Annotated in this window: 15 protein-coding genes; 4 read left to right on the top strand and 11 right to left on the bottom strand. The window is 58.7% G+C overall.

Annotated features, from left to right (window positions below; genetic code table 11):
* Nucleotides 1–125 precede the first annotated feature (125 nt).
* From CKV89_RS00995 to CKV89_RS00985, 3 genes are all read right to left on the bottom strand, one after another.
* Nucleotides 126–2,312, bottom strand: a complete 2,187-nt coding sequence (locus CKV89_RS00995) for a catalase (RefSeq protein ID WP_051277579.1) — start codon at nt 2,310–2,312, stop codon at nt 126–128.
* Between the two features lie 262 nt (nt 2,313–2,574).
* Complete coding sequence (locus CKV89_RS00990; RefSeq protein ID WP_243886901.1) at nt 2,575–3,618, bottom strand: magnesium and cobalt transport protein CorA; 1,044 nt, start codon at nt 3,616–3,618, stop codon at nt 2,575–2,577.
* Nucleotides 3,619–3,763: 145 nt separating this feature from the next.
* Entirely contained in the window at nt 3,764–4,855 is a 1,092-nt protein-coding gene (locus CKV89_RS00985) for an alcohol dehydrogenase catalytic domain-containing protein (RefSeq protein ID WP_051277580.1), read from the bottom strand.
* A gap of 324 nt (nt 4,856–5,179) precedes the next feature.
* Between CKV89_RS00985 and CKV89_RS00980 the strand changes: the two genes are divergently transcribed.
* The gene (locus CKV89_RS00980) at nt 5,180–6,571 is read left to right on the top strand and encodes an NAD-dependent succinate-semialdehyde dehydrogenase (RefSeq protein WP_028327391.1); all 1,392 of its coding nucleotides are present in this window, start codon (nt 5,180–5,182) and stop codon (nt 6,569–6,571) included.
* Nucleotides 6,572–6,653: 82 nt separating this feature from the next.
* Here CKV89_RS00980 and CKV89_RS00975 read toward each other — a convergent pair whose 3' ends face one another.
* Nucleotides 6,654–7,265, bottom strand: a complete 612-nt coding sequence (locus CKV89_RS00975) for a YdhK family protein (protein WP_084441102.1) — start codon at nt 7,263–7,265, stop codon at nt 6,654–6,656.
* A 453-nt stretch (nt 7,266–7,718) separates the two neighbouring features.
* Nucleotides 7,719–8,504, bottom strand: a complete 786-nt coding sequence (locus CKV89_RS00965) for a hypothetical protein (protein ID WP_154657658.1) — start codon at nt 8,502–8,504, stop codon at nt 7,719–7,721.
* Nucleotides 8,505–8,926: 422 nt separating this feature from the next.
* Here CKV89_RS00965 and CKV89_RS00960 point away from each other — a divergent pair, with 422 nt between their 5' ends.
* On the top strand, nt 8,927–9,604 hold the full coding sequence (locus tag CKV89_RS00960) for a response regulator transcription factor (RefSeq protein ID WP_028327394.1): 678 nt from the start codon (nt 8,927–8,929) through the stop codon (nt 9,602–9,604).
* A gap of 12 nt (nt 9,605–9,616) precedes the next feature.
* Here the strand turns inward: CKV89_RS00960 and CKV89_RS00955 are convergent, their stop codons facing one another.
* On the bottom strand, nt 9,617–10,939 hold the full coding sequence (locus CKV89_RS00955) for a sensor histidine kinase (protein ID WP_161626193.1): 1,323 nt from the start codon (nt 10,937–10,939) through the stop codon (nt 9,617–9,619).
* A gap of 133 nt (nt 10,940–11,072) precedes the next feature.
* The gene (locus CKV89_RS00950; RefSeq protein ID WP_154657659.1) at nt 11,073–11,963 is read right to left on the bottom strand and encodes a DedA family protein; all 891 of its coding nucleotides are present in this window, start codon (nt 11,961–11,963) and stop codon (nt 11,073–11,075) included.
* Nucleotides 11,964–12,044: 81 nt separating this feature from the next.
* Here CKV89_RS00950 and CKV89_RS00945 point away from each other — a divergent pair, with 81 nt between their 5' ends.
* The gene (locus tag CKV89_RS00945; protein ID WP_231935407.1) at nt 12,045–13,418 is read left to right on the top strand and encodes a sodium:proton antiporter; all 1,374 of its coding nucleotides are present in this window, start codon (nt 12,045–12,047) and stop codon (nt 13,416–13,418) included.
* A 27-nt stretch (nt 13,419–13,445) separates the two neighbouring features.
* Here CKV89_RS00945 and CKV89_RS11565 read toward each other — a convergent pair whose 3' ends face one another.
* The 4 genes from CKV89_RS11565 to CKV89_RS00925 form a co-directional block, all read right to left on the bottom strand.
* Nucleotides 13,446–13,859: a zinc finger domain-containing protein gene (locus tag CKV89_RS11565; RefSeq protein WP_154657660.1), complete on the bottom strand. Its 414-nt coding sequence runs from the start codon at nt 13,857–13,859 to the stop codon at nt 13,446–13,448.
* Nucleotides 13,860–14,200: 341 nt separating this feature from the next.
* Nucleotides 14,201–15,136, bottom strand: a complete 936-nt coding sequence (locus CKV89_RS00935) for a PI-PLC domain-containing protein (RefSeq protein WP_028327396.1) — start codon at nt 15,134–15,136, stop codon at nt 14,201–14,203.
* A 336-nt stretch (nt 15,137–15,472) separates the two neighbouring features.
* Nucleotides 15,473–16,087, bottom strand: coding sequence for an SAM-dependent methyltransferase (locus tag CKV89_RS00930; protein WP_028327397.1), 615 nt, complete (start codon nt 16,085–16,087; stop codon nt 15,473–15,475).
* 4 nt (nt 16,088–16,091) lie between these two features.
* On the bottom strand, nt 16,092–17,135 hold the full coding sequence (locus CKV89_RS00925) for a 3-hydroxyisobutyryl-CoA hydrolase (protein WP_051277584.1): 1,044 nt from the start codon (nt 17,133–17,135) through the stop codon (nt 16,092–16,094).
* 194 nt (nt 17,136–17,329) lie between these two features.
* Here CKV89_RS00925 and CKV89_RS00920 point away from each other — a divergent pair, with 194 nt between their 5' ends.
* On the top strand, nt 17,330–20,842 hold the full coding sequence (locus CKV89_RS00920; protein ID WP_169714594.1) for an efflux RND transporter permease subunit: 3,513 nt from the start codon (nt 17,330–17,332) through the stop codon (nt 20,840–20,842).
* Nucleotides 20,843–20,844: the final 2 nt, after the last annotated feature.

The following is a 20,844-nucleotide window of genomic DNA, read 5'->3' as shown; positions in this document are numbered from 1 at the left end:
TCTAACGATTTTTTTCATAGAACGGTCGGTGTCGTGGCGAGATATCCGCCATGACACCGACCGTCGTGAATGTGCTGCTTGTGAGGGTGAACGTGTAAAAGATGAACCGGTTGGCTCTTCGCCTTTTAGGCCTGAGCGGGGAATCGTTCCCAGACGCGGTGTTGAGCGAGCAGGCCAGCTAGTTCGGTGATGGCTTCGGCAGCGTTGTTACTGGCCACGATCCCTGGTGAAGAGGTGTCGATGTCAGCTGCGGTAAGAGCTGCTTCACCGCTGGGCAGATAGGCCACTGCCTTGCAATGGCGGTACATCTCTTCCAACAGCAGACTCAGTTTCGGGTCGGTGGTTAGGTTCGTTTTTTCTGGACTGGTCTGAGGTTGCGCGGGAGGGATGCTGGACACCAGCAGTACAGCGTCGAACTCGATTGATCGGGTGGCCAGTAGAGCGCGGTCCACGGTGATGTCTTTACCGAGGGTGCCGCCGTGGCCAGCCAGGACAAATGGCGTCATTCCGCTTTCGTGTACTGCGTGGACCGCTTCTTTGACTGCGGTTAGGTCGGCGTCATCATCTGCGACGATGCCGATTTTGCGGCCTGTGACCGGGTAACTCTTTTCGTTGATCTGCCGTAGTGCCGGGCTGGGCTTCATGTCTTTGACGTCGGCTTTTGTGGGGTCAGGCACGTCCATGCCTAGTCCGGCGGCGACGTGTTCGGCTAGTCCTGTATCGATGAGGGCTAGATGAGCTAGCTGACGTTCGCGAATAGGTGTTTCGAAGCATTTGCTGAGCTCGAATGTGTATGCCTGGGTGAGGTGTTGCTGTTCGATGGGTGTCAGGCTCCGGTAGAACAGGCGAGCTTGGGTGAAGTGGTCATCGAAAGAGGCCGACAGCTCACGTACTTTGGGTCCGTGGACACTGGTGGGTACTTCGATGAAGGGGTGTTCTGCCTCGGGGGTGTGGGCGGGATTTCCTGCGTCAATGGAGTTGGGGCGGTAGGGGGCTTGTCCAGTGTGGACGCCGTGTTGGTGGAACCCATCGCGCAGCATGTCGTTGACGGGGCAGTGCGGTCGGTTGATCGGTATCTGGGTGAAGTTGGGGCCACCGAGCCGGGTGAGCTGGGTGTCTTGATAGCTGAAGAGACGACCTTGCAGCAGTGGGTCGTTGGTTACGTCGATTCCAGGAACGAGGTGGCCGGGGTTGAACATGACTTGTTCGGTTTCGGCGAAGTAGTTCGTGGGGTTGGCGTTGAGGGTCATTTTCCCTAGTGGCTGGATGGGGCATAGCTCTTCGGGAATGAACTTTGTTGGATCCAGCAGGTCGATGCCTTCGAACATTTCCTCTTCGGTGTCGGGCATCACTTGTACACCGAGCTCCCACTGCGGGAATGCGCCTGCTTCGATTGCATCGGCGAGGTCGCGGCGGTGAAAGTCAGGGTCGTTACCTTGGGTGAGTTGGGCTTCTTCCCACAGTTGTGAGTGGACGCCAGCAGTGGGTTTCCAGTGCCATTTGACTAGGCAGGTTTTGCCTTCTGCGTTGGTGAGCCGGAAGGTGTGGATACCGAAGCCTTCCATCGTGCGGTACGACAGTGGGATGCCACGGTCGCTCATGTTCCAGATGGTGTGGGCTTGTGCTTCGGTGTGCAGGGAGACGAAGTCCCAGAACGTGTCGTGTGCGCTTTGTGCTTGGGGGATTTCTCGGTCTGGGTGTGGTTTTCCTGCGTGGATGAGGTCGGGGAATTTAATTGCGTCTTGGATGAAGAAGATGGGCATGTTGTTGCCGACGAGGTCGAAATTTCCCTCTTCGGTGTAGAACTTCGTTGCGAATCCGCGGGTGTCGCGGACAGAGTCTGCTGATCCGCGGGAGCCAAGCACTGTGGAGAATCTGACGAATACGGGAGTTTTCGCATCTGTGGCCAGGAATTTCGCCGTCGTGATCTTCTCAGCCGTGCCGTAAGACTCGAAGATGCCGTGGGCGGCTGCGCCGCGGGCGTGGACCGCTCGCTCAGGAATGCGTTCGTGGTCGAAGTGGCTGATTTTTTCGCGGAAGTGTTGGTCTTGGACCAGGAGAGGGCCGTGGGGGCCGGCTTTGAGGCTGTGGTCGGTGTCGCGTAGGCGGGCGCCGGTCTGGGTGGTCAGGTATGAGCCTGATTGGGCGCGTGCGGTGGTATCGGCGCCAGTGGGGGTGCCGGTTGCGGTGACTGTTTCGGGGGCGTTTTGGTCGGGGTTGGGAGCTGGGGGAGCAACTGGGGTTGTTGGTTCTTCTACGGTGGGTGCAGAGTTTTTGCGGGGTTTTTTTGTGGGCGCGTTGTCGTCGAACATGATGTTCCTTTCCGCGGGGGAGATGCTTCGCCCGGGTTTCGAACGATGCTCTTGGCCATCACGATGCCTTCTTTGATGGCTTTTGTCGCGGTGAAACATGCGCTTATTTCCGGCATGAGGAAGACGTCGTGGTGTTCTGTAAAAAATAGGAAAGTTTCTTTACAGAAAATGGTGACTTCTTAGCTGTGCTACTACACTCCCGCATCTCTGATGGGGGCTATAGGCGGAGATGGTTGGTCTAATTCCCCCGGGGGTATTAGGTTTATAGCCAGCCGGATCGTTTGAACATGATGAACAGAACTATGCAGGTAGATGCGATCGCTGCGAGTGTTACGTAATAGCCGTACTGCCAGTGAAGTTCGGGCATGTTGTCGTAATTCATGCCGTAGATACTTGAAATCAGGGTGGGGAGCACTGCTATTGCTGCCCATGCTGAGATCTTGCGTTGGTCTTCGTTTTGTTGCAGAGAGACTTGCGATAAATGTGCAGACAATAGGTCTGATAGCTGACTGTCGTAACCGTCGACCTGTTCGGTTACTTGCAGCAGGTGATCTTCGACGTCTTTAAAAAACGGCTGTAACCGCGGGGGGAGTATGATCCCAGTTGAGCCTCGGATAAGTCGATGTAGTGGCATTACTAGCGGGCTACTGGCGCGTTTGTATTCCAGTACTTCGCGTTTGAGGCGGTAAATGTCAGTGACGTCGGCTCGCCCATCGGAAGAAAACACGAGTTCTTCAACGTTATTAACGTCTTCGGCCAGCTCTGTATCAATTGTCATGTAGTTGTCCACCACTCGGTCAAGCACGCCGTGTACTACAGCCATGGGGCCTAGAGACATCCGCTGAGGTAGACGTTCCAGCGCTGTTCGTACACCGATGAGTTCATTTACTTCCCCGTAACGCACCGTCAGAACAAAGTCTTTGCCGATGAACAGAATCAGCTGGCCAGTTTCTACATCGCTGGTGGCATCGATGTATCGCAGGGTCCGTAATACCAAGACTGTGGCGTCGTCGAAGACATCAATCTTGGGTCGTTCTCCGGCGGTGAGTGCGTCTTCGATGGCCAGCGGGTGCAGGCCGAGTTCTTGGGAGATTGCGGAGAACTCTTCGACTGTCGGGTCTTTCAGCCCGATCCATACGAACTCGTTATTGCCGTGTTCTTCAGTGGTGTCGTCGAAGGTTTCTTCGGGCTTGTCGATTGGTGTGGCGGTTCGGGTTCGTAGTCGGCGCAGTTCGGTGCTGGGGTCTTCGCAGTCGACTTTGTGTCCTCCGCGGTAGTAGGCCTGGTTCACGATCACGAGCGTCATTCTGCCCGGCGAGAGTTCTTCTGGCCGGGCATGCTCTTTGACCGTTGGGCTATGGAAGTAAGAACAGCGGGTGAGGGGCTTGCACTCGGTGTCTGCCGGTGTGTCAAAGCGTTGAGTGCTGACGCGCGAGTGCAGGTACGCCCCGTCAGGGTTGAACGAGGATGCGGATAGGGTTTCCTTCACGGCTTTCGAGCATGTCTATGCCGCGTTGTACTTCGGTCAGCGGTACGACTGCAGAGATGGATTCGGACAAGTCGAGGCGTTTGTGTCGAAGCATTTCGGCGAGCATGGCGATGTCTTGCACTTTGTAGCCCAGGTGCCCAATGACCTGTTTGCGTCCCAGGGCGAAGTTGGTGATGGTGCCGAGGTTGAGGTCCTGTCCGCTTAACCCCACGACGACGAGTTTCCCGCCTGTGTCGAGTGCTTTGGCGGCTTGGGTGCAGGTTGCGGTGATGCCGACGGCGTCGAAGGCCACGTCGATCATGCGACCGTGGGTGGCATCTTCGATTTTGTCGATGAGGTGCGGGTCATCTGCGCGGAAGGTGTAGTCGGCGCCGAGGCGGCGGGCACGCGCGAGGGTGGCTTCATCGAGGTCAACTGCGATGATGGGGATGCCTCCGGCGAGTTTGGCCAGTTGTAGTAGGTGGGTGCCGACTCCGCCAAGTCCCCAGATGCCGACGGCGTTGCCGAGGTGTACTTGGCCGCTTCGCATGACAGCGGCGAAAGGCGTGGAGACGGCGTCGGCGAGGATGGCGGCCTGATCCATGGGGACACCTTCTGGCACGCGGGTAAGGCCCACAGCGTTGACGACGACGTATTCGGCCCATCCGCCGTCGAAGTCGAATGCCATCAGCTGTACGGCCAGGCAGTCCGGGAAGTTGCCGCGGCGGCATTTGCGGCAGGTGAGACAGGCTCTGCCTGCGGAGGGGATGACGGGGTCGCCGATTGACCAGCCGGTGACGCCGGGGCCGAGAGCGTCGATATATCCGCTGACTTCGTGGCCTTGGGTGATGATGGGGGTGCGGACGGGGAAGTTGCCGTTGATGAGGGATAGGTCGGAGTGGCAGATGCCGCAGTAGGCAACTTTGATGCGCACTTGGCCAGGTCCGGGTGTGGGGATGGGTAGTTCTTCGATGGTGATGTTGCCGGTGTTGGCGTTGAACCGTTCGGCGAGCATGGATCTGCCGTGTTCTGCGGTGGTGTCACGGTGGGTGGATGCTGGTGCGGTGGTCGTCATGGGGTCTCCTGGTGGGGGTCGCTGGGGGCTTTGATGGAGCGGCCTGCGAGATTGGTCTCCGCTGTATTGGTCGAATCTTTCTGTGCGGCAACGAATTCAGTTTAAATTTGAGTTTATTTACCAGCTTTGGCGGCAGTGATGTTTTTTCTTAATTGGTGGCTCCAAGGCACAGGGATGCCTCTTTGCTAGCAACCTCGGGCGCGCCTGGGGCTAAAAGGGCCTCACGAGGCCTGATGGCGAGTAGCGTGGCGCAACGAGCAAGCCTTGATCAGACGCCCGTCACAGTGTGGTGGTGGGGGGGCTTGGCATGACGAGGAGGTCTGCATGGGTTACGCAACCACCAATCCGTACACCGGTGAAGTCCTGAAGAAGTTCGAGACTGCCAGCGAGGCCGAGGTTGAGGCAGCTGTAACAAAAGCTGACAAGGCGTTCCAGGTCTGGCGTAAGAAAAGCATTGAGGAACGCGGAAAGGTGCTGACTAAGGCTGCTGCGATCTTGCGTGAGAACCGTCGCAAGTTCGCCCAGACTCTTACGTTAGAGATGGGCAAGCTGATCGCTGAAGCCGAGGCCGAGATTGATCTGTGTATCGGCATGCTGGAGTACTACGTGCAGTTTGGTGCTGAACAGCTTGCGCCACGGTTCTTGTCAGCAAAGGGTTTTGGGGACCAGGACGTCATGCTGGTCAACGAGCCGCTGGGTGTTTTGTATGCGGTGGAGCCGTGGAACTTCCCGTATTACCAAGTGGTCAGGATCGCTGCGCCACAGTTCACGGCAGGGAACTCGATCGTGCTGAAGCATGCTTCGAATGTGCCGCAGTCGGCGTTGAAGATGGAGAAGCTGTTCGCTGACGCCGGGGTGCCTGAAGGGCTTTTGGTGAATGTGTTCGCTTCGCATGAAGCCGCTGAGCAGATCCTCGCTGATCCGCGGGTGCGTGGCGTGGCCCTGACTGGTTCGGAGGGAGCTGGGGCTGCGGTGGCAGCGATTGCTGCTAAGCATCTTAAAAAGTCCACGCTTGAGTTGGGTGGGGCGGACGCCTACATCGTGCTGGAAGACGCTGAAATTGATAAAGCGGTCAAGTGGGCAGTGTTTGGGCGGCACTGGAACGCTGGTCAGGTGTGCTGTTCGGCCAAACGTCTCATCGTGATGGACAGCGTGTATGAGGAGTTTCTCGCCAAGTACAAGGAGGGTGTCAAAGCCCTAGTGGCAGGTGACCCGATGGACCCGAATACTTCGCTGGCGCCGTTGATGTCCCAGACGGCTGTTGATGATTTGGTCCAGATGGTTGAAGAGGCTCGTCTGGAGGGCGTGACGGTTGAGGAGGTCGGTGAGAAAGTGCCCGAGCAAGGCGCGTTCTTCCAGCCGACGATTCTCACCGAGATTGAGGTTGGTTCCAAGACCAGCATGCGGGAGTTCTTTGGTCCGGTCTCGCAGATCTATCGCGCCAAAGACGAAGATGATGCGGTGCGTATCGCCAACTCTTCACCGTTTGGGCTGGGTGGTTCAGTGATTACGCAGGATATTGCGCGTGCGCAGAAGATCGCGCGTCGCTTGGACACGGGCATGGTGTACATCAACCAGCCCACTGGTGCTAAGCCGGATATCCCCTTCGGTGGGACGAAGCGTTCTGGTTACGGCCGTGAGCTGACCGAGTTGGGTCTGCATGAGTTTGTTAACCAGAAGATCGTGGTGGTTACCGATATTGATGGCAGTTTCTAAAACTGCGCTGTAGGTAACTGGTCTTTGGTGTGTGCCTGCCCGGGCGTGGTGCTGGGGCAGGCACACACGTCGTTGTCGTGGGTTATTTGGCTGGCGTGATCTCTTCTTCGATGACCCATTTGTGGTTGGTGAATTTTGTGCCGTCAGGGCCTTGGTAGTCGACCATGTAAACGGTGGTGTTTTTGGCTTCATCGACGGAGCCTTTGGCTCCCTTCATGCCAGGCAAGTGCTCGGTGTTGATGGTGATTGAGGTGCCTTTGGCCAGTGGTGCTGTGCCGGGGTTTTTGAGCTCTTCATGGACAACCCACTTGTGTTCGTGGATGGGGGTGCGCCCGTTGGAGGGGGTGAAGTCAACTTCGTAGGCGGTGGTTTTGTAGGCGCCTTTAATCGTTGCGGTTGCGCCTTTCATGCTGGGTAGGTGATCGGCGTTGAGTTTGACGGTGTCGCCGACTTTGTAGCGGGCGCTTGAGGCGGTGGCGATGCCGGAGGGGGCGGGGCCGCCGTTGGTGGGGTAGGCATGCGAGCTGGGCATGGTTTGTGTGGAGGAGGGCGGAGCAACTTGGGTGGATGGTTTTGGTGAGCCTGCTGGGTTTTGTGGGATGTGTCCGGAGGAGGAGTTGTTTCCTTGGCAGGCTGCCAGGGCGCTGAAAGAGAGGGTGAGCGCGAAGGCTGCGGCGATTGCCCGTGCATTCATGCGTGCTGTCCTTCCTAGGGCTCTTCAAACGAAGAAGTAGGGGAGTTAGGTGAGAAGGGGTGTTCTGGGATACGACACGGCATCAGTGGCGTGAACGTGTGGTCAACGCGGAGGGAAGAAAAGACGCTCACACATTGGCACAGTGATTTTGAAACGAGCTGTGGAGTTAAGAGAGAAAGATTCCACACAGAAGAATAGTCGTGGTGATTACGAGTATGGATCTGTGTCGAGATGCACCACGAGTGATGCCGCCACCCCGAGTGTGTATACAAAAGAGCTGAGAAGGGTACTTGTCAGAAGAGTTACCCCAATTGAGGTTAAGCCGAGAAAAACAAGAACTGACCAGGTCAACCCGGCAGTGAAAAACACCGGAAAAATGCGCTCGCGCTCAGGCTGAGTCTGAGTTGCTTGCCTCATCGGAACCTCCTTGTCCCGTTGGGATGGGAGAGTCGTTCAGCCTTTGGGGGCGGTGTCGGCTGATGCGGTTGCCTGTGTCGGTGCTGGAGCCGGTCCAGGTGCGGGAGGCTGTTTTTTGATGGGGTTAGTGATTTTGTCTGCGCCAGTGTTAGGGGCTTTGGGTGCAGGGGGCGCATCAGGAGCTTTTCCTGGTTCAGGTGCCTTGCCCGGGGCAGCAGCTGGCGGTTTACCCGGTGCAGGGGGAGCAGGTGGGGCAGGAGTGGCCGCTGGTTTGGGGCCGGGATATTTATCGAGGTTGAGGGTTTCACTGTGTGGCTGCACACCAGGCGGTTGCCACGTCAGTTTCAGTTTGAGGGTTTCGTTCATTGGGTAGGCCTCTTTCCAGGAGAGGCTTTGCCCCGGTTCAATTGCGGTGGTCGGGCTGCCAATACCGTTGGCGCTGTCAGCAACTGTTCCTGTTTCTCCGTTCGGATCAGTCGCGGTGCGGAAATACATGGTTTCCAGCGGCTTGTCGCTCGTATTCGTCAGGGTGTAGTTCACGGAGACGAACTGTTTACTTCCTTTGGGGTAGGAAGCCATTCCTGAAGGGGTGAAAGCCGCAGGCTGGGAAAGGGTGACGTCGATCCCGTTCCACGTAGCTTTTTGCCCAAATGCTGCGGGGGTGTTTTTGGTGGGTTCTTCAACGGGAGCTTTATCTGCGTTGTTCGCCGCGGGAGCTGATGCTGCTGTTTCCGGTCGAGCAGGCGCGATCCCAGCGCACGCTGTCGCGCTGAAGATGAGCACAAGAGCGGTAGCACCGGAGCACAGAGCACGGGATCGCATACGGCCCATGCTAGGCACGGTTCTTCGCGGATGTCCGGTCACGCCACGCGATCTTGGGGCAGATGTCGGTAGCTGTCCACCGTTATTTAGTGGGCATTTTGGTAGCTAGCGCATGCCTCGACTGCGCGGTGACCTACCCCCTGGAGCTGTCGGTGATGTGCCCGCTAAATTCTTTTGTTTTCCTGGGAACGGAATGCGGTGCTGAGGCGTCGTGGGTATAGGGGTCTCCTGCCCAGCGTGTATCGCAGGACTAGGTGGACGGAGACCCGCGAATGTGAACGCATGACCACGGCAAGTTAGGAATGATCCTGCCGCGCATGCGAATCGCCACCGAATCCGCCGCTGCGGGTGTGGTAGTGCCAATATGTGTGCTTGCGCGTGCCCGCTGTCCGCGGCCACGGCATGGTGTGAAGGAGGACGGGGTGCGTGTACTCGTCGTCGAAGACGACCTGGCTATGGCAGGTCTCATCTCGACAGCGTTGACCGACCAAGGATTTGCGGTCGATATGGAGCATGAAGGACATGCCGGTTTAGCCGCCGCGTCCGGTACGGGGTATGACGTTGTCATCCTCGACATCATGCTGCCCGGGCTGTCTGGCTATCGGATCGTCGAGAAGCTGCGTGAACGGGGAAATTGGACCCCGGTGCTGATGCTTACCGCTAAAGATGGTCCCTATGACGAGGCGGATGCCTTCGATTTAGGTGCTGACGACTACCTCACCAAACCATTTGACGTGGTTGTGCTGCTGGCTCGTTTGCGCGCGCTTGTTCGGCGAGGCGCTCCTGCTCGTCCGGCCACGCTCATGCTTGGTGACCTTTCCTTGGACCCCTCGACGCACCGTGTTTACCGCGGCGATAAAGAGGTTCGGCTTACCGCCAAAGAGTTCGCAGTCCTGGAATTCTTTATGCGCCACCCAGGACAACTCCTGACCAAAAAGCAGATTCTCGAAGGTGTGTGGGATGCGGAGTTCACCGGCGATGTAAACATCGTCGAGGTGTACGTCGGCTACCTGCGCAAGAAACTCGACACCGCTTTTGGGCGTGCATCTTTCGAGACCATCCGCGGTGCCGGCTACCGACTCGTCAACGACCTCGTCTGAGACGAAAACTTCTTACGTCTGCAACGGAATCCGGAGAGTGAATCTGGCTCCTCCTAGCGAAGGCGAGGAGTCCACTTTTACTGTGCCCGAATGAGCTCGGATTATTTCTGAGACGATTGGCAGCCCTAGCCCTGAGCCGCCAGCGTCTCGATGCCGTGCTTCATCCAATCGCACAAACCGGTCGAATATTCGTTCGCGTTCGCTTTCGGGCACCCCTTGGCCATTGTCTTCGACCGCCAGCAGCGCCCACTGGCCATCAATGGAGGTTGAGATACGTACGCGAGATTTTGCGGCGCGAGTAGCGTTTGTGGACAGGTTGCGCACTGCCCGGGCCAAAGCATCCTGGGCACCAGTTACGCGCGCGGGCACCAAGTCGTACACCACGTTCACTTGGCCAGCCGAACGCAGCGCCATCACTTCTCCGTAAGCCACATCGTCGAGGTCGACGTCCTCAAACTCCAGCTGCATGCCTCCGCGCTCATCGCTGCGCGAGAGAGTGAGAAGGTCATCGACCAGGTGCGCCAGCCGTGCTGACTCAGCTTCCATGATGGGAGCTAGTTCGTTCCATCGTTGGGCGCTGCCAGCTGCTTGCCCCAGCTGAATCGAAGCCTGCAGGTTCGTCAGCGGTGAACGTAGTTCGTGGCTCGCGTCGGAAACGAATTGGCGTTGACGATCGCGGCCCTTCTCAAGGCGACTCAACATGTCGTTGAGTGTGTTTGCTAAGCGGGTTACTTCATCGTCATGAGGTGCTACCGGCAGCCGCGCGGTGAGGTTTTGGGCGCTGATTCTCTCGGCGGCTAGCCGCATCTCTTCAACAGGTTTCAACGCCCGCCCCGTCGCTAGCCACACCACCACACCTGCACCGAGCAACAGCATGGGCAGGACCGCCAGAGAGACCTCTGTGAACACCCGTACGGCCGCGACTTGACCAGCAAGAGGGATCGACAGCGAGATGCGGTAGATGTGCTTGCCGTGGCGTACATCGTGAGTCGAATACATCAACTGCATTTGCGGGCCCCACGGCAACATGTTTGTGCCTTCCAACACAGGGCGTCGTGTGAACGGCACCTGTGTGGGAGCAATCGGAGCTTGCGCCTGTGAGGGATGAGCGATCACGACCCGCCCCCGCTCATCGGTTACCCGCAAGGTCACTCGGTGCATGTCGGGGCCCAGCTGCTCGATATCGAGTGCATCTGGGCCACCGAGAACTAACTGGGCGGCGATGAGCTTGCTGTTTTCCAGCAGACGGCCACCGAACTCACGGTCCAGTGAGCGCTGCACCATCACACTGGCTAACCCCAGCAGTGCTAGCAGCGGGATCACGAGAGCCAGCAAGAACGAAACGGTCAGGCGCGCTCGAACGCAATGCCACCCACTGTTGCGGGCATTGTGGCCTGCATGGTCGATATATACTTCTTTTTCTTTCACGCCTTCACATCCCACCTCGCCGCCAGGGCAAGCATCTCGATCAGGGCTGATCGTCATGCGCTGCGCGAGTAGCGTTCCCGCTGCGGCGGTTTTGCCGTTCTTTCTCTGTCCGAGCTGCTGTCCGGAACGACCCAATCATGATGAAAACGAAAATGCCCAGTGCCAGCCACAGCGAGTATTTAGCTAGTTCATCGAGCAATGCCACGGCAGGTTCGCCGATGTACCAGCCCATAGTGAAGTAGATCGACTGCACAATCGCGGCGAAGACCAAGTTCACGCTCAAGAACTTCTTCAGCGAGGTGCCCGATGCCCCCAGTACGGCGTGAATAATTGCGGCCGGGATCGGGACGAAGGGAACGTAGGTCAAACCAATTGCCGGAATCATGTACCTGCGTGCTAAAGACTCCGCGCGAGCGGCACGTTTCTGTTGACGCTCTGTCTGGCCAGCCAACGCTGTGATGAACCAGTCACCCCACAGCTTGCCCGCCCACCAATAGATAGGTGTGAACTTCACCATACTGATCACACCGATCACCAAGGGAAGCGCAATCGCCAGGGGAGTGGGCATCCCCGCCTGCCCAGTCGATGCCAACGCGCCACACGCAACAAGCCCGGTGCGAGATCCAGTTAAGGCGACAATCACCAGCGGAGACCAGGTCAAAATCACTGGCCGTGCTGGCATCATGATCAACCCGAACACGGTGACACCAATGATTAGTCCCAAGCAGATCCGATCTGCTCGACCAAACTTCGTTCCCTGGGGCCACAAAGTTGTAGGTGTGTTTTCCATCTCTTCTGGTGCAGAGTCCTGCGGCTTGTCAGACTCCTTGGGAGAGTGAGGAACAGAGAAATCGGGGCGCGCGAACATCGAGGTCATCGGTTCATAGGGTGCGCGCTCTGGCGGCTGCTGATCGGGCGTTGAACGGCTCACACTCAAGACGTTAGGGCACTGCAGCGTCATACAGTGAGTCGAGTGATCGTTCAATGGTGGGTCCTGATCCCTTTTGTCCTCATGTTGCTCAGCATCGCGGTGTTCCCTCTGGTGCCAGCCGCAGCACACATATGGGAAAACCCACGAAACCAACTGATGCTGTCTTTGGTGCTCGGAGTGCCAGTTGCCGTGTGGTTCATCCTGGCCGGTTCAGGGATGCAGGTTCTTGCCACAGCTATCGAATACACCCAGTTCATCATGCTGTTACTGGCGTTATTCGTGGTCTCTGGCGGGATCTACTTACGCGGTGATCTTGCTGCCAGGCCAGCAACTAACACCGCCTTCCTGGCCGTCGGTGGTTTGCTCGCCAGCTTCATCGGCACCACCGGAGCTGCGATGCTGCTTATCCGCCCCATCCTCAACACCAACCGTGAACGGCGATTTCGTGCACACACAGTGGTATTCACCATTCTTGTGGTGGCCAACTGTGGCGGTGTGCTCACACCACTAGGTGACCCACCACTATTCCTTGGATTCCTGCGGGGAGTGCCATTCACCTGGACGTTCCATCTGATCGTGGAATGGCTATTCGTCAACGCGATGCTGCTAGGAACCTACTTCTTACTAGATCGTCGCTTGCACAGCCGTGAATCCGCTGCCGATCTAGCCCGCGACGAAACAGAGAAAACGCCACTACGCATCGACGGCGCCGTGAACTTCGCATGGTTTGCCTTAGTGATCGCAGCAGTGGCAGCGGCACCGTCAGTAGACATCCATGCAATCGAAGCTGGTCACGCAGAACCACTGCAGTGGCTGCCGTTACGTGAACTGATTTTCGCGGTCGCTGCGCTCGCCTCACTGCGCACCACCAGCCGTGAAACCAGATACGAACAGAACAGCTTCTCCTGGAGCCCTATAGCCGAGGTTGCGGCCTTGTTCGTAGGGATCTTCCTGACAATGATGCCTGCCCTGCGCTACCTGGAAGCAGTGGCGCCGAAACTACCGCTCAACGAAGTGACATTCTTCGTTTTCTCCGGTGGGCTCTCCTCAGTGTTGGACAACGCACCCACATATGCCACGTTCTTCAGCATGGCTGCACAGCTGCCAGGAGACCTGCGAATCGCAGGAGTGCCCGAGCCGTACCTCGTGGCGATCAGCCTCGGATCAGTGTTTTGCGGCGCGATCACGTACATCGGCAACGGACCAAACTTCATGGTGAAGTCAGTTGCCGAATCACGTCAGGTATGCATGCCCTCCTTCGGGGGCTACATGGTGTGGACAATGCGATACCTAGTCCCGGTGCTAGCCGCCATGGTGATGATTTTCGTAGTTGGCGGTCCCCTATGGTCCACAGCCGGGGTAGCAATAGCTGCGCTTTCTATAGGCATGACCGCTGCGGGAGTAGGTACGCCAGCTCTTGACGGAGACAAAACAGACTCACACGTAGAAAACTGACTGCTGCCACCGAGAAGAAAAAGTGATCTAGAGAGTGTGACGGATGCGAGGACGGCGCGCAGCGTGACGTAGCGCGGTGCGCGCACGAGAGTCATCAACGAAAGCCTGGAAGCGCACACGGCGCGCAGGAATCTGACTAGGGCGAGTTACCCCAGCAGGAGGCTCACTGAGCACCTCCAAATGACCCCCTTCAAGACTGGTCACCACAATGATGACTTCGTCTTCGGTGAACCCATCTCCGGTGCTGCGAATGGTGGCGGTGAAAGGGCGCTCGCGGATGGATCGCTGGTACATGATCCAGCGGGAGTGGTGAGGGTCCTCACGAAGGGCGCCGTCGTCGGTGCAGGGGGCTCCAATTTCGGCAGCGCAGATGCGGCACGGTACGCGTTGGGCGAGATCGTGCGGACTCAAGAAAAGATGACCGCTGGTGCTGGCCGGCATTCGTATTCCTCTTCCCGGATGTTCCGAAGACGACGTAGGGTCGACGTCTTCGCCCCCGAAGCTGTGTGAAACCCGTATGGCGGGTCACATATATCTGTATACACGACCAATTGAGTTGTGTTGGGCGACAGATGCTCTGGATTGAGTCAAATAGACGCAAACTGTGGTAATGAGGCCCCTCCTTAGGGGTGGGAAACATGCGCTACGCGTTCATGCGCAAACAATCACCACGCCCCACCGACAGTTGCCGCGTACAGATACTGAAAACGAAAAAACCGCGTCACTAGAACCCACGGTTCTAGTGACGCGGCAAGAAAGAACAGGCTCGAGTGGCCTCTACATCACCACGGCTTGTCGTTCGCGGTTGCCATCCGGTGCGTCTGCGGGTGCGCAGCTACCCAGTCGTGGATGTTCTTCAATGACGCCTTGGAGTCGGGGTGCTCGTAGAAGTTCGTGGCCTTGAAACCGGCAATCAAGCCATCGACGTGGGCCTTACCGAGCAAGTCCGAAACGATGTCCTTCTGCTTTCCGGTGACTGTCCAGCCGAACACCTTTCCGAGCTTGCCCTTGTCCCTGGCCTCGTTAGACAAACGAAGCTGGTCGCAGGTCTTCTTCGCTGTCCCGGTGCACGAACCAAAACCAAGACGCAGGTTGAAGAAACCGTAGTCCGCGATTCGCTTGTTAACCGGGACAGGTTTCTTCGACTTGTTGTAGTCAGACAAAACCGTCTCGGTGGGCCCGCTGAGCGCCACGGCCTCTTTGTCGTTCAGGTCGTGAGTGATGGTGTTCCAAGCCGCAGCACCAGCGGTCTTGTAGAACCCGTACAGGGCGCGCACGCCTTCTTTTTCAAACGTGTTACGGGCCAGGTCACGCAAGTGGTCGATGGAGCACTTGGAGCCTGCTTCGCCGGACTTGCAGTAATCGGGGTTCTTGATGTCCAGCCAGATGAAAGAGATGTTGCTGCCTGCCTTTTTCTTGGCGGCGATGTGTTTGAACATCGTTTCGGCAGAATCTCCCGCGCTCGTGGGTAGGCCATCGTGGTCTGCGGACCACCCAGACTTACGAGCCGTCAGGTCAATCTCGATAGCGTTAGCCCCGAGCTTGACTGCATCATCGACACCTTTAACGGTGAGCACGCGGTGAGCGATGGCGTACACCGGGCGCTGTGAAGCAGGGTTACTAGGAGTGGCAGGCGCGGCGTGAACCGGGCTAGCGGCAAGGAAAGAGCCAGCGGCCACAACGGCGGCGATAGAAACTTTCATGGCGCGAGAAGACATGACGTCTGCACCTTTCTACAAAGGATTCTGCATATATACGAATTATTCGATCGATGGTGATCGGCACAATTTCACTATCGAAATGATTTCGATCGGAGAGTCCGCGGCAGAAAATCCAGGGGACGGGAAACACGGCTGTTGGCACACCGAAACGACACTTCACGCCCCACGAATCGGTGGATGTCAGCTGTTGAGCTGAACATTAACACTCATTTCACTGAGCGGAATATGGGTTAATTCACTGCCCTTAAATACTTTTCAGGTAAGGGGTGCCTTTCCAGCTGTTTCCCAGCTATATATGCAATCAACCCGAAGAAAGCTCCACAAGCCAACCCGCTACCGGCCAATACTCTGCGGCGCATCCTGAGACCACAACACCGCCACAAACTCCATATCCGTATGCGTCACCAACCGCCACCAACCCCGATGACCCAAAAAAGCATTCAACTCTCGCTGTACCGCAGCACCCGAAAGATGACTGTCCTCAGGACGCGGCGCCCAATGCACAGCCACGATATCGGTGCACGGGCCACATACCCGATCCAACATCTCCCACGTAGCAGCCCGCTCACCAGCATCTAAGTAATACAAAACCTCACTCAACACCACCAGATCAGGCACCCGCCCACCCAACGCCGAAGGCACCTGCGGCAACCCAGAACGCTCCACCACACACACCGTCGAGCAGTCACCAGCCTGCTGCACCTGCGCAGCAGTCAAAGCACACGCCCGCCCAGCAATATCGGTACACACCAAACGCTGCGCCCGCCCCATCAGCTCACGAGCCAGATGCCCCGTCCCACACGCCGCATCCCACACCAGCCCATACCGCTCCTGACGCAGCATCGCCAAAATCAGCTGCGTCCGCCGCCGCTCATACCAACTCGTAGCCACATCCCACGGGTCAGGATCGTTCCGATAGACGTCCTCAAAATCCGGAGTGATCGTCACCCCCCTAGTGTGCCTCGAAAGCAGCCTCCACCTCCGCCTGCCTCACCTCACTCAACGAACCATGCATCCACCGCGGAGAACGATCCTTATCAACAAGCTGGGCACGAACACCCTCATGAAAATCAGGACAATCCGTAAACCACCTGGCCAACAACGCATCCCGCGCAAGAACCTCCTCCAAACAGGACATCGCCGCAGCCTCACGAAGCGCGCGCAACGCAATATGCACCGCCAACGGAGAACGCGACTCGATCACATCCGCAGCAACACCGGCAGCCTCCACACCACTACTGCGCAGCGCCTGAACAATCGCCACCGGATCCGAACCCGCATAACAACGATCCACCCACTGCGCAGACTCCAACAACGCCGACGGCCCCGGATCATCCCCAACCAGATCCGCTAGAGCACTACGACCAGCACCCAAACGCTCCACCAGCGCATCCACCGCACCACCATCTACCGAAGTATCCACAAACACATCCGCCAACCCCACCGCGATCGCATCCGCAGCATCCATCACATGCCCCGTCAACGCCAGATGCGTCCCCAACTCCCCAGGCGCCGACGCCAACAACCGCGTCGCCCCCACATCAGGGAAAAACCCAATCGTCAACTCCGGCATAGCCACCTTCGAGAAAGACGTCACCACCCGCACATCAGCAAAACCAGATAACCCCACACCACCACCCATCGTGACCCCATCCATCACCGCAACCACTGGCTTGGAATACGAGGCCACCAGCCCATCCAACGCATACTCTTCCTGCCAAAAAGCCAATGCATCCAACCGGCTCGTACCACCAGCCAAGGCCAACTCCCGCTGACGACGCACATCACCCCCAGCGCAAAACCCCCGCTCACCCGCACCACGCAAAACCACCACTTCCACCCGATCATCGCTCTCCCACACCCGCAACATCCCCGTCACCAGGCGCACCATCTCCACACTCAATGCATTAATCGCCTGCGGCCGGTTCAGCGTCACCACCCCACACGCGCCCTGCACTCGACCAAACACCGGCAACACATCGACGCCACCACTCACAGCACACCTCCAACTCACACGAGGACAACAACCAAACCCGGGCCACGCACGTCAGCTGCGCGCCACCGCGCCATGCACCTCAGCAACACTGTTCCGTTACTCAGAAACTCGTAGGCTTCAACCAAGTATTGCGGGCAGGCAGCACAACGCACCCGCCCGGCCCCCCAGAATGCCCCCACTCGAAGGGACCCGCAGTGAGCGCCCTCACACGATTCAGCCTCAAAAACCGTGCACTCATTGCGCTCATAACCCTCTTTGTCTTCCTCGGCGGCATCTTCACCTCAGGGGCACTACGCCGCGAACTCATCCCCTCCCTCGAACTGCCCGTTGTCGCCGTACTGACCCCCGTCCCCGGCAGCAGCTCCAACGTCATCGAAGAACAAGTCAGCCGCCCCCTCGAAGCAGCCATCCTGGCTGTACCCAACATCAAAAAAGTCCAATCAACCTCCGGCGACAGCACCTCCAGCATCCTGGTCACCTTCGAATACGGCACCAACCTGCCCGACACCCAAGCCCGCATCCAACGAGCCGTCCTCGGCGTGCCCAACCTGCCCGAAGGCAGCAGCCCCACCGTCATCACTGGCAGCATCGCTGACTTCCCCATCATGCAACTCTCGGCCTCCGGAGCCCTCCACGGAGATGCCCTCGCCCAACGCCTGCGCGACCACGTCATCCCCACCCTCGAAGACATCCCCGGAGTCCGCTCAGTCACCATCAGCGGTATCGGCGTCCAAAACGTCAGCATCTCCCTGAACAAAAACAAGATGAAAGACGCCGGACTGACCACCGCATCAGTCACCGCCGCCCTCCAAGCCAGCGGCGTGACCATCCCCGGCGGAAACATCACCCAAGGCACAACCGAACTGAACGTGCAGGTCGGCCGCAAAATCACCAGCCTCGACCAACTGCGCAAACTGCCCGTCTCCGATGCCACCGGAGCAGGAGCGCTCACCGGCGCAATGCCCATCCCCGGACGAGGCGGTGGGGGAGCGGCAGCACCCATCCCCGCAGCACCCACCAGCACCAACACCCCCACACCCGAACCCACTAACACCACCGCCCCCAGCACCTCTGCCCCCACCAGCACTGCACCGCAACCAACCCCCACCAACCCACCCACCACACTGCCCACCGGATTCCCCACAGCCTTACCCACCCTGCCCGGCGGCCTGCCATCCATCCCCGGCGGCCTTCCAACCTTTCCCGGAAAATTCCCCCCAATCCCCGGCGGCATACCCCGCCTACCAGGCGGACTGCCATCCATCCCCGGCGGATTCCCCACCAAACCCACACCAACCGCTCCCACCGTCACCCAACTCGGTGACATCGCCACCATCGCCTTCACCCCCAGCGACAACATCAGCATCGCCCGCACCAACGGCAAACCCAGCATCGCCCTATCCGTCGTCAAAAAACCCGACGCCTCCACCGTCGACATCTCCCACGCCATCACCGACAAGCTGCCCCAACTCAGCACCCGTATTCCCAACGGCAGCATGAACGTCGTCTTCGACCAAGCCCCCTACATCGAACAATCCATCGACGACCTCCTCCACGAAGGACTCCTCGGACTGGGCATGGCCGTCCTCGTCGTCTTCACCTTCCTCCTATCCATCCGCCTCACCCTCGTCACCGCCGTCTCCATCCCCGCCTCGCTCATGGTCGCCATGATCGGCCTGAAAGCCAGCAACAACACCCTCAACATCCTCACCCTCGGCGCCCTGACTATCGCCATCGGACGCGTTGTCGATGACTCCATCGTCGTCGTCGAAAACATCGCCCGAAAACTCGACCTCGGCCTACCCCGCATCGAAGCGATCACCACCGCCGTACGCGAAGTCGCCGGCGCCGTCACCGCCTCCACCATCGTCACCGTCGCCGTGTTCCTACCCATCGGGGTCGTCGGCGGACAAGCAGGAGAACTCTTCCGCCCCTTCGCCATCACCGTGGGCATCGCCATGCTCGCCTCACTCCTGGTTTCCCTCACAATCGTGCCCGTCCTGGCCTACTGGTTCATCCGCCCCACCACCGCCCCCCGACGCCGCTGGCTCACCCACCGCCGCACCACACCCGCCACCCCCACCGAATCGCACAACCACGAAAACGGCTGGATGGAACGCCTCTACATCCCCACCCTCCACCTAGCTCTACGCCGACCCATCATCACCATGCTCATCGCCCTATTCGCCCTGGCCACCGCCGGAATAGGAGCCACCGGACTCAAAACCCAATTCATCGGATCCAGCGCCCAAAACTCCATCCAAATCACCCAAACCATGCCCGCCGGATCCACCAACGAAGCCGTCAACACCGCCGCAACCACCGTCGAAAAAACCCTCACCAACACACCCGGAGTCAAAACCACCATGCTCACCATCGGCGGTTCTGGCCTACGCATGCTCGGCGGCAGCGCCCGCACCGCCCAACACGCCCTCACCCTCGAAGAAGGCACCGACTCCCAAACCCTCACTGCATCCCTGCGAGCCAAACTCGACACCCTCAACGACATCGGCGAAATCCGCATCGGTGCCACCGGAGGCCCCACCAACTCCCAAAACGTCGAAATCCACATCCAAGGCCCCGACGACGACACCCTCCACGCCGCCTCCGAAGGACTCCTAACCACCGTGCGCCGCCTCGAAGGCGTCGCCCAAGCACACAGCGACCTCGGCGAACGCGTCCCCAGCCTCCACATCGACGTCAACCGCAGCAAAGCCCTAGCCAAAAGCGTCAACGAAACCCAGATCGGCAAAGCCGTCGCCGACGCCGTCAAAGGCCGCACCATCGGCAAAATCGAAATAGGCGCCGCCGAACACGACCTCATCATCCGCGAAGGCACCGCTCCCACCGACCAGGAAGCCATCGCCAACCTCGTCATCGGAAAAGATCACAAAGGCAAAGACGTCCACGTCGAAGACGTCGCCGACCTCAAACGCGAAACAATCCCCGCAGCCATCCACCGCATCGACGGCAACCGCGCCGTCGTCATCACCGTCACCCCCGCCGACAACGACCTCGGCGCACTCACAAACCGCATCCGCACCGCCTTGAACACCACCACCTTGCCCGCCGGAGCCACCGCCACCATCGGCGGCGCCGCCTCCGACCAAGCCGAAGCCTTCAACCAACTCGGCCTAGCCACCCTGGCAGCCATCGCCATCACCTACGTCGTCATGGTCGCCACCTTCGGCAGCCTCGCCCAACCATTCATGCTCCTCATCTCTATCCCCTTCGCTGGCATCGGCGCCGTCCTCGCCCTCCTGCTCACCGGAACCCCCCTAGGCGTACCCGCCTTTATCGGCATCCTCATGCTGGTAGGCATCGTTGTCACCAACGCCATCGTCCTCATCGATCGCGTTAACCAGCACCGCAACGACGCAATGCCCGTCCGTGAGGCCGTCATCGCCGGCGCCCGCAATCGACTACGCCCCATCATCATGACCGCGCTAGCGACCATCCTTGCCCTGGCCCCCATGGCCGCAAGCGTTACCGGCGGCGGCGCCTTTATCTCCCAGCCCCTCGCCCTCGTCGTCATCGGAGGGCTGCTCAGCTCCACCCTCCTCACCCTGGTCATCGTTCCCGTTCTTTACGTCCTACTCGATGCGCTCCTGACCCGACTCCACCGACAACACGGCAGCGAGAAGAACCAACCAACATCACCCACAACACAAACACCAGAAACCAATCCACCCCGCCACGCCCGGTAGGG

This window comes from Dermatophilus congolensis (assembly GCF_900187045.1).
Classification (GTDB): domain Bacteria; phylum Actinomycetota; class Actinomycetes; order Actinomycetales; family Dermatophilaceae; genus Dermatophilus; species Dermatophilus congolensis.
This window is presented reverse-complemented; position numbering and strand designations above follow the sequence as displayed.

What these genes read in the sequence shown, in the direction of transcription:
- CKV89_RS00965 (WP_154657658.1), bottom strand. Translation starts at nt 8,504, where the DNA reads ATGCGATCCCGTGCTCTGTGCTCCGGTGCTACCGCTCTTGTGCTCATC.
- CKV89_RS11565 (WP_154657660.1), bottom strand. Translation starts at nt 13,859, where the DNA reads ATGCCGGCCAGCACCAGCGGTCATCTTTTCTTGAGTCCGCACGATCTC.
- CKV89_RS00975 (WP_084441102.1), bottom strand. Translation starts at nt 7,265, where the DNA reads ATGAATGCACGGGCAATCGCCGCAGCCTTCGCGCTCACCCTCTCTTTC.
- CKV89_RS00995 (WP_051277579.1), bottom strand. Translation starts at nt 2,312, where the DNA reads ATGTTCGACGACAACGCGCCCACAAAAAAACCCCGCAAAAACTCTGCA.
- CKV89_RS00945 (WP_231935407.1), top strand. Translation starts at nt 12,045, where the DNA reads ATGTTGCTCAGCATCGCGGTGTTCCCTCTGGTGCCAGCCGCAGCACAC.
- CKV89_RS00990 (WP_243886901.1), bottom strand. Translation starts at nt 3,618, where the DNA reads ATGACGCTCGTGATCGTGAACCAGGCCTACTACCGCGGAGGACACAAA.
- CKV89_RS00985 (WP_051277580.1), bottom strand. Translation starts at nt 4,855, where the DNA reads ATGACGACCACCGCACCAGCATCCACCCACCGTGACACCACCGCAGAA.
- CKV89_RS00980 (WP_028327391.1), top strand. Translation starts at nt 5,180, where the DNA reads ATGGGTTACGCAACCACCAATCCGTACACCGGTGAAGTCCTGAAGAAG.
- CKV89_RS00935 (WP_028327396.1), bottom strand. Translation starts at nt 15,136, where the DNA reads ATGTCTTCTCGCGCCATGAAAGTTTCTATCGCCGCCGTTGTGGCCGCT.